General features: G+C 39.1%; 5 protein-coding genes and 2 pseudogenes. 4 read left to right on the top strand and 3 right to left on the bottom strand.

Annotated features, from left to right (window positions below; genetic code table 11):
• Positions 1-556 precede the first annotated feature (556 nt).
• Positions 557-1,705, top strand: coding sequence for a Fic family protein (locus CTN07_RS21620; RefSeq protein WP_005306634.1), 1,149 nt, complete (start codon positions 557-559; stop codon positions 1,703-1,705).
• Between the two features lie 272 nt (positions 1,706-1,977).
• Positions 1,978-3,331: pseudogene (locus CTN07_RS21615) on the top strand (ISNCY family transposase).
• Positions 3,332-3,504: 173 nt separating this feature from the next.
• Here the strand turns inward: CTN07_RS21615 and CTN07_RS21610 are convergent.
• Positions 3,505-7,023, bottom strand: coding sequence for an AAA domain-containing protein (locus CTN07_RS21610; RefSeq protein WP_005306639.1), 3,519 nt, complete (start codon positions 7,021-7,023; stop codon positions 3,505-3,507).
• 342 nt (positions 7,024-7,365) lie between these two features.
• Between CTN07_RS21610 and CTN07_RS21605 the strand changes: the two genes are divergently transcribed.
• Together CTN07_RS21605 and CTN07_RS23180 are read left to right on the top strand one after the other, a co-directional pair.
• Positions 7,366-8,052, top strand: coding sequence for an IS6 family transposase (locus tag CTN07_RS21605; protein ID WP_005306642.1), 687 nt, complete (start codon positions 7,366-7,368; stop codon positions 8,050-8,052).
• A 52-nt stretch (positions 8,053-8,104) separates the two neighbouring features.
• Positions 8,105-8,311 (top strand): annotated as a pseudogene (locus CTN07_RS23180) (transposase); the annotation flags it as partial.
• Positions 8,312-8,326: 15 nt separating this feature from the next.
• On the opposite strand, the gene CTN07_RS21595 reads toward CTN07_RS23180, so the two are convergent.
• Positions 8,327-8,521 (bottom strand): hypothetical protein, encoded by a 195-nt coding sequence (locus CTN07_RS21595; RefSeq protein WP_036766133.1) that lies wholly within the window; start codon positions 8,519-8,521, stop codon positions 8,327-8,329.
• Between the two features lie 384 nt (positions 8,522-8,905).
• Positions 8,906-9,629: YadA C-terminal domain-containing protein (locus CTN07_RS21590; RefSeq protein ID WP_146154901.1), on the bottom strand; the 724-nt coding region annotated here is incomplete at its 5' end.

The raw sequence follows: 9,629 nt of genomic DNA, 5'->3' as shown, positions 1-9,629 counted from the left end.
TTTTTCCATGAGAATCAACGCCATGAACTTGATATACATTTTTCGCTAGGTCAATACCTACTGTCACCATAGTCATAATTATCTCTCCTTGCTGGTCGCTTTTGTCATAATAAACGATGGGGAGAGGGACGACCATTCCATTATAATAGGCATAACGCGAAATTTAAAGCGAGGCTTTTGTTGCAACAACTTAGAAATGTCACATACAAAGCCTCTAAATGATTTTTGTCTCATTATTGGTTAGATTAAAAACTCATTCACAACCTGTTCATGAGTTTTTGCTCTACCAAAAGTTATCTGAAACAAAGTTATACGGCATAGAGCGCTTTAACCTGTTTTAACTATTTCTATCCTATTGATTTATCGGTGAAACTTAAAAAGAAAGAATGCATTATTGATTATAAAATACGGAGAGTCGCTGTATAGTAAACGTTAGAAGTGACAAAGCTTTAGTGTAGATGTGGAATAAGCTATAATGTAAATATATGGTTTTTTATTCTTATTTTTTTTGTTTAACTACAATTGGTTAAGGATTTCATGTGGAGTTGTTATTTTTATGACTGAACCAAATTTTAAAGATTTTGATTTAAGATTAGTTAATCCGAGTTTTGAAATGGATCTAACCGATACCTTGATTGAATTAGATCACCTGAGAAAGTTAAGGTTAAGAGGGACAACTGCGCCTTGGATATTCTTTCAATTGAAAGAAATTTTTCACCTTCTAGAGAGTGTGGGCTCAGCACGAATTGAAGGGAACAGAACGACTATCTCAGAATATGTAGAACAAAAAATTGATAGTAAAGAAAGGTCTTCCGAACGATTTTCAGAAATTGCTAATGTTGAAGAAGCAATGACTTTCATTGAAGAAAGTATCAAGGAAGGTACAGAGATTACAAACTATTTCGTTCGACAACTACATGAGCTTGCTGTCCGCGGTTTGACCGATGAGGGGGACAGAACGCCAGGTCAATATCGACAAGTCGGCGTTCAAATCTCTCAATCTACACATTTACCACCTGATTGGGTTAATGTTCAGAGTTATATGGACGAACTAATAGGGTTTATAAACCGTCCTGACTCTAGCAAATATGACTTGTTAAAAACGGCACTAGTTCATCACAGATTTACATGGATTCATCCATTTGGGAATGGGAACGGTCGAGTGGTTAGGCTTTTAACTTATGCTTTACTAATTAAATATGGCTTTAACGTAAAAGAAGGGAAGTTAATTAACCCTACAGCAGTATTTTGCAATGATAGAGAAGAATATTATGCGAATTTAACTGAAGCTGATAAGGGAACTGATGAGTCGTTATTAGGTTGGTGTGACTACGTGCTTTCTGGAATTCTTGGTGAAGTGAAGAAAGTTAATCAACTATTAGATTTTGACTATTTATCTAAATCTATTTTAATCCCAACCATAGAGCATGGAGTAGATCGAGGCTATTTAAATAAAATAGAATCTGAAATACTTAAAGTTGGTATAAAGCTACAAAAGTTTCAAGCATCTGATCTAGATATCACTTTGGCTGAACTATCGCCACGGCAGCGCACACATCAAGTTAAGAAGATGAAAGATTCTGGTTTTATTCGCCCATTAAAAGAGAATGGGCGGACTTATTACGTTAATTTTATGAACAATTTCTTAATGCGAGGGCTAATACAAACTCTTGAAAAAGAAAAGTTTATACCACCAATTGACTAAACTTCTAACAAATGATTATGATAGTTTTTCTAATCTGGCGTAAGCCGTCTAGAGTGATCTTACTAAATGATTTATGTCCATAAATTAGCTAAATGCTTAGGGATTAACCTGAGCATTTGTTTGTCTATTTAACAGAACATCTATTTTTGCGCACTGAGTATGATAGTCCAAAGTTAAAATGTCTCTTTTCTGCAAAACTAAAATGTCCCATTTTTGCCTATCTTAATTCGTATCTATTTAGTTGATATGAGCTTTAAATAATGTTGATAACTATGAATGACAAAGATATTTTAAAACTTGGTGCTATCCGAGATGTTTGCGAAAAACGAATCAAACGCAAAGATGCTGCTCAACATTCTTAATGTCAGTGTTCGTCAGGTTCAACGACTCGTAACACGCTTTCGACAACATGGTGCTGCGGCCATTGTTCATCAACGCCGAGGCCAACCCTCAAGTAACCGAATTAATTATTCCGTGAAACTTCGATGTTTGTTTTTGATCCGTGAACATTACACAGACTTTGGTCCAACACTTGCCCATGAAAAACTGACTGAACGCCATGATATTCATGTGTCTGTTGAAACGATCCGTCAATGGATGCTCGCAGACGGACTCTGGGTTCCTCATACCAAACGAAAGCCTCGTGTTTACCAACCTCGTTACCGCCGTGATTGTCTTGGTGAGTTAATTCAGATAGATGGTTCACATCATGATTGGTTTGAAGGCCGCAGTAACAAATGTTGTTTGTTGGTTTTCATTGATGATGCCACTGGCAAACTGATGAACTTACGCTTTAGCGAAACAGAATCTGCATTTGATTATATGGTGGCAACACGTGAATACCTTGAACAGCATGGAAAACCCACCGCTTTTTACAGTGATCGTCATGCCGTATTTCATGTCAGCAAGCGTGATGCAAAGACCGAACGATTGACTCAGTTTGGTCGTGTATTGCATGATTTAAATATTGAATTGATTTGTGCAAACAGCTCTCAAGCTAAGGGCCGTGTAGAGCGTGCCAACAAAACGTTGCAAGATCGTTTAGTTAAAGAAATGCGATTACAAGGAATCGATACTATCGAGCAAGCAAATGCGTGGCTCCCCGACTTTATCGCTGATTTTAACCGTCGCTTTGCTAAACCTGCGAAATATCCCAAAGATATGCATCGGCCAGTGCGGGAAATGACGGATGAGCTTAATGACATCTTTGCCTGGCAAGAACTACGAAAACTCTCTAAATCGCTAACATTTCAATATGATAAGGTTGTTTATCTTATTGATCCAACGGAAGAAAATCAGCGACTAATCAATCAAGTCGTCAAGGTGCTTGACCGACCAGATGGGACCATTGCTATCCAATACGGCCAGCGAAAACTCACGTTCAAAGTGTTCGATAAACTGGCTGATATTGACCAAGGCCAGATAGTCGATAATAAACGTTTAGGTGCCGTTTTGAAATTTGCCCAGGAAAAACAGCAAGAATTTGAGCAACAACAAACACGCAGTCGTAGTAAAAAAGCCCCGAAACGAACCGCCCAACAACGAGCCATTCGGCAACTTGAAGCCATCAATCCTGTCTTAGTTCACCCTGAACAATTTAAACCGAGCACCAGAAAAAAGCCGTGACTTCCCTACTCTATAACCAGTTTCTGAGCAAGATGAACTACCTTAAAAAGAGACATTTTAATCTGGGAAAGAAAAAGGACATTTTAAATTGGGATAAACAGAGTATGTACAGTGATGTTGCAACAACTTAGAAATGTCATATACAAAGCTCTAAGTGATTTTGAGCTTTGTGTTTACGTCACGGGCTGTTTGTTTGTGTTGCAACTTCGGCTATTTAAGAAGTCGAGTTGGATTTTGATCTCCTTCTCTAACTCACCGACATAAACTAATGATGTCTCGATATTAGCGTATTTTCTGCTTCTGCTAGCACTAAACCAATTGAATGACCCCACAGCCATATACCGATCATCAGCAAAAACGCTTTTACTATGGACACCATTTATCACATTGATAACGATACCAAGCTGTGCCAAGGTCGCGCAGCAATGTTGAAACGCTTTTACTTTATTGGTATTCAGGAGGTTTGCGTCCGTGGTATTGAAATGTCTGTCGGTGTGTATGGTTATCTGGATACCTTTGTGCAATGCTGTTTTTAGTAGTTCTAACTGCCCTGTTGATTGCAGCTTGTCTAGCAATAGCCAAGGCGAGACGATATCTATTTTTTGTTGTACTTCCCTCAACAGTTTTGATAAGAACGCATCGTGCTCTTCGGCATTGGTGAGCAGTTTCGGATGGCCGCATATTTGTAATAAATCGGGGCGTTGACCAACACTAAATTCAAGCTCATTTCGCTCGTCAGTAAAGAGGTACTTGGCAAGCAATCCTCGTGGATAAGAAGATGGCGCTGCTTCAATGATATCCAAATCACCAAACACTAAGAATGCATCTTTAGCTCGAGATACAGCGACGTTAAGCATTGACGGATCCATATCGATAAACCCGCCATTGTTGTGTCTGGTGTACACTTGGGAAAAAATAATGATTTTGCGTTCAGCTCCTTGAAGAGAATGAACTGTGCCAACGGTTAGTTGGTCATCCTTCTTCCCTGTTTTGATATTGAGTTTATCACACGCGGTCTTGATTTGTTTCACTTGAGCTGAGAATGGAGTAATGATACCTACACAATTGGCCAGTGGTTCGCCGTAGTAATTCTCTATTTCAACCTTATTGGCATGTAGCCATGCAGCGATAGTTTCTGCTTCTAACTTATTGCGTTGGCTGCCGCTAAATGATTCCACGATACCGTCAACGTGCAAATGACTGAAAGGAGAGTAGAGGTAATCTTCGGTCGCTTGTCCTCGTTTTGGGAGCAGGATACCTTGATAGCAAAGGTCATTGCAGTATGAGATTAATTCATCGTAGCAGCGTCTATGTTCTTGCAAAAACATTCCTGGCTCTGCTTCCTGCATATAATGAAAGCGGCTTGCTTGTTGCGCTACATGCATCACACTGCCAGTCACTACACATCTGCCTTCCTCTTGAAGAACTGTATATTCATTATCAGAGCTGATAATTTTATGCCGCTTTAGATTGCCTCGGTCAATCGATGAGCACACATTTCTAATCGGTGGGATTTGGTAAATATCACCAATCACCAACGCTTTTTTTGCTAGTGAGAACGAGGCAGCGGCAACTTCTGGAGATACTTGGCCAGCTTCATCAACGATCAAAAGGTCGATTTCATTAAGCAGATAGTCTGTTTCAAATTCATTATTCCCAACGTGAGACTGGTAAGTCATATGAGAAGGCAGAGAATGGAACGTTGATACAATGCAAGGAGTGAGCATCATTCGGCGTTGCCAGCGAGGACGAACCGTTTTCACCCCCGTTTTCCTAGCCTGTTCGTTCAGCTCCTGGCCTAAATCTCGGCAACTGAGCAGCCAGCATGCTTCCCAGTAATGAACCGCTAAACGGAACATTCGAAAACGGGTCGTGATATCTAAAACCGAATCGATATCGGTCAGTTCTGGAATAGTTTGCTCTGGATAGTATTTAGTAAACTTATTGATAGAATCAAGCCAATTCAGTTGTGATTGTTCAAACTTTTGATACTGCTCTAACCAATCTTGATACCTATTTTTTTGATCATCAAAATCGTCTTTTTGACTAGAAAAGACTTGCCTGAGTAGGTTCTCAAATCTGTCTGATGATAGATTTTCAATTTGTTCTTCATCGTGCTCAATAAGGTCAAACATGAAACTCCTTCGCTGGAGTTCAAGCTTATTCTTGATTGGCGGTAACCACTTAAACAGAGTTAACCATATAGATTCATTGCAGAGGTAGCTTCGCCACGCAGTTAACTTTTCTTTGGCGCTATCTTTCAATGCTTGTGCATCAGAAACTACTTGTTGTTGATATGCTAACGTTTGTTGGGGATTGTTCCCCAGTCGAGAATGGATGTCATTCTGTTGGCTGTTGTAGTGATGCCAATTGTGCTGGATGTGATCTAACTGATTTTTATGTTGGCGCAATTCAGCAAGGAGATACGCTTTAACTTGTGTTACATCAGTAAAGTTCTGTTGTGGAAATGCCTGTTTTGCTTTATCCAAATAATGCGCTTGAGCTTGTTCGAGAAAATCCAATTGCTCGACTCTTTCATAGAAATGCTTAGTTTGGTAACTTTTAGCAGCTTCTAATTCTCCATACGCCGATGGTAGGTAGCCTCCATAGCTAAAAATGTCGGGTAGCCATCGGCCTGATAGTTCGTCTTCTCCTTCATCGAAGTCTTTACCAAAAGCATCAATGATATTGGTTACTGCTTGATTGTTAGTCGATGCTGCAATTATTAGAGGAGGCTGACTCTCTTTTAGCGCAGATTCAATCCACAATGACGCGACTACAGATAGAACAAATGTTGTTTTACCTGTACCTGGAGGACCATTTACCGCGAGAATATCGCCTTCTTGCATGGCTAAGGTATGAGCCAAGGCATCGCATTGCGCTTTAGCTAACGGGAATTGACTATTTGAGTGGCCAAAACGCGAATTCACTGTCTGAGATACATCAATACATTCATCGCGGTTGGTTACTGTTTTTTCCGCGTAACTATCAAGCAGAGGCAAGGTTGTGCTTGAATTGCTCAGGTTATCGTACAGTTTTAAAATATGCCTTGAAGCTCCCAAGCACTCGCTGGTTTTATTGACTAAGCCTCGACTTTTAATACATTCGTAGAACAGCTCAATTCGGTTTTTATCGCAGTAATCTGCAAATAGTTTTTGGGTGAGTTCATAGTAGTTGAGCCAATCTTTTTTATGGTTCCGATATTGTTCTTCTTGTTCGAATTTAGCTGGAATGCTTTCGGTAGATTGCGCTGGAATTTCGTTTATTGTCAGGAATTTATCGAGCTTATCGACGTCAGAGATAGTAAAGGTGTCATTTCCTTGTGGAGCAAGCAAATCACGAGGTATGAATGGTGTTATGTGGGGAAATAATAATCCATCACGATTAACCCATAAAGAGCAGACTATCGGTGTCAGTACACCAGGCATATTATCGCTGTAATCTTTGCCATGAACTTTCCGAAGATTATAGGTGACTGGCCGATGATGAATTTGTACGGCGGTTAGGGTATCTGGTTCATTGCGAAACAGCTCTTTTAGTAATGTAGAGTCATTTTTAAGCTTACCTTCTTTGAATTCATCGGTTGTCATTCGCTCATAATTCTTCAAATCTTGCTTTTTTAATGCACCTTTCGCACTATCGGCATCGGCAAGAGAATTACGCCAATAGTGAATCCAACCTTGATTATTCATACCCGACCCTTGAAATTTTCGCGTTAAGAGTGTGATTTTAGTCGAATACTATATTACTAATGGAGTATTTTTGTTAGACATTTGAATAAGTTCGTACTTGGCGACTTTTGAGCTATGCGGATGATGACTATTCGAGCTGTCGAAGAATTGGGGCTGGGTATTAAAGTCTATTTTCTCAATGTCATATGAATACAATGATTAATTTTGTAAATGTTGAGTTATTGGTGACTCATGATGAGTAAACAACTAAAAAGTTGTATTAGTGACTTTTGGAGGGGTTCTGTCGCAAGGTTAGGGAACCAGAGAGCAGTTGAGAGCTCAAATTACTGACTTTAAACTTTTATGCCATTTACTGGTTATCATTTTCCATCTAACATCATCCTTCAAGCTGTACGCAACTATGTAGCGTACAAACTCAGTTATCGTGATATCGAAGAAATCTTTGCTGAAAGAGGTATTCGAGTCGATCATGCCACCATTAATCGTTGGGTCATTCGCTTTGCTCCCTTAATTGAGCAAAATGCACGGGTGAGAAAACGCCAAGTATCAAGTTCATGGCGGATGGATGAGACCTATATCAAAATCAAAGGGAAACGGTGGTATTACTATCGAGCCGTCGATAAATACGGTGATATTGTTGACTTTTATCTTAGTCAAACACGAGATGAAAAAGCCGCTAAGGTCTTTCTACGAAAGGCCATCCGAACGAATGGATTACCAGATAAAGTCATTATTGATAAAAGTGGTGCCAATGCTCAAGCACTTCATAATATGAATATTCAATTATGGAAAAGTGTTGTTTTTATGCTCAATCTGATTGAAGTTATTGATGTGAAATACCTCAATAACATTGTTGAACAAAGTCATCGACCTATAAAGCAGAAGATGCGTCAAGCATTAGGATGGAAATCTGTTGAGGGAGCACAAGCTACGATGTCAGGTCAGGAAGTTTGGACACAACTCAAACGGGGCCAAGTTGGTGATTTAAGTTTGCCAGTATGGGAGCGTTTTTATGCGCTCGTAGTATAATGGTGTCCGAAATTCGGCACGCCTGTGTCTTACGTAAACTTTGCGACAGAACCTCATCAAACTCCCACCCTATTCTCCAGAGCTAAATCCCATAGAACAAGTATGGAGTTGGTTGAGGTAACATTATCTCGCCAATCAGTCTTTTTCGGATTACGAAGATATTGTCTCTAAAGTATGTAGTGCTTGGAATAGTTTTTTGGAGTGCTCCACCAGAGTCACCAAGATGTGTTCGAGAAGATGGACAGACCTGACCAGTTAATTTTCCAGATTGGTATTAGTAAGGCGTTGCACCATCTCGCTCTGCGATATGAGCAAGCGAGATTAATACTTCATGTAATTTGAATGCAGTAGTCGATGTGTCACCAAACTTATCAATAAGATATTGATAAATTAATGTAATTTCTTCGTCATGATCTTTTGGTGGAGCAATATTATATTGGGTATTTAGCAACTGAATGACATTATCCATGGTGGTTTCATATTGCTCATAGCTATCAAAAGCAGATGATGCCTGAACCGGACGACATTTCTTTATTGGTTTCTTCTTCTTTTTCTAGGTTTGTTACTCATAGGATATGGTCAATATAATAATGGTGATTTGTACTGACATAAAATAAGAATGCCCGCTAAATTAGCGAGCAATAAGGGCTAAAAATGAGGCTCTAGGCCGCAGTTTCTATTTCAGGTTGAGATATCTGGCTCCAGCCGAAGGCTGGCTACTGTTCAGAATGATATCAGATGGGAAATGGTAACCAGAAAATTGCATAAAAGTTTAGATGGCAGTTTAAATTCAATGATTAGATCTCCCAATTGTTTTCTAGTTCCCTTACGTTGCGACAGAACAGATTATAGTTTATTGAAACGAATATCCTATACCAACACCAAGAGATGTTTGTGTGAATTCCGTGTCAGCAGCAGCACTAAATTTAACATTCATATTAGGCATTAACGCATAATTTATTCCCATTGCTAGAGCTGTATTACCATTATAGTAGCCGAGAGCCATCGTTACATCATCTTGTGTTAAATTAGACATTGCAGCCATTAACGACATACCGTGCTCTAACTTATTTATGCGATAAGTATTTTCTTTTATCAATCCAGTGTTTCGGTCCACTTTATTGTTTAGAAAAGTTATTTTCTCGTCGTGTTCATTTAACTGCTTCCCATATCTCTCCAGCGTATTTGAATTAGATATAATTGCTTTTGTGTTATTAGCTACATTTTTTGTATTTGTTGCTATTTTAGTCGTGTTATTACCAATATTTTTATATGTTTGCGCAAAGCGAATGTCAGTTGATTTAGCCTCGCCTGTAATACGCTCACTTAAACCATTAATTGATTTTGTGTTTGTTGCTATTTTAGTCGTGTTACTGCTAATATTTTTACGAGTTTCTGTAAAACGTGTGTCAGTTAAAGCTTCGCCAGCCTCAATACGCTCACTTAAGCTATTAATTGATTTTGTGTTTGTTGCTATTTTAGTCGTGTTACTGCTAATATTTTTACGAGTTTCTGTAAAACGTGTGTCAGTTAAAGCTTCGCCAGCCTCAATACGCTCACTTAAGCTATTAATTGAT

It is taken from the genome of Photobacterium damselae (genome assembly GCF_003026815.1).
Classification (GTDB): Bacteria; Pseudomonadota; Gammaproteobacteria; order Enterobacterales; family Vibrionaceae; genus Photobacterium; species Photobacterium damselae.
This window is presented reverse-complemented; position numbering and strand designations above follow the sequence as displayed.

What these genes read in the sequence shown, in the direction of transcription:
- CTN07_RS21605 (WP_005306642.1), top strand. Translation starts at nt 7,366, where the DNA reads ATGCCATTTACTGGTTATCATTTTCCATCTAACATCATCCTTCAAGCT.
- CTN07_RS21620 (WP_005306634.1), top strand. Translation starts at nt 557, where the DNA reads ATGACTGAACCAAATTTTAAAGATTTTGATTTAAGATTAGTTAATCCG.
- CTN07_RS21595 (WP_036766133.1), bottom strand. Translation starts at nt 8,521, where the DNA reads ATGGATAATGTCATTCAGTTGCTAAATACCCAATATAATATTGCTCCA.
- CTN07_RS21610 (WP_005306639.1), bottom strand. Translation starts at nt 7,023, where the DNA reads ATGAATAATCAAGGTTGGATTCACTATTGGCGTAATTCTCTTGCCGAT.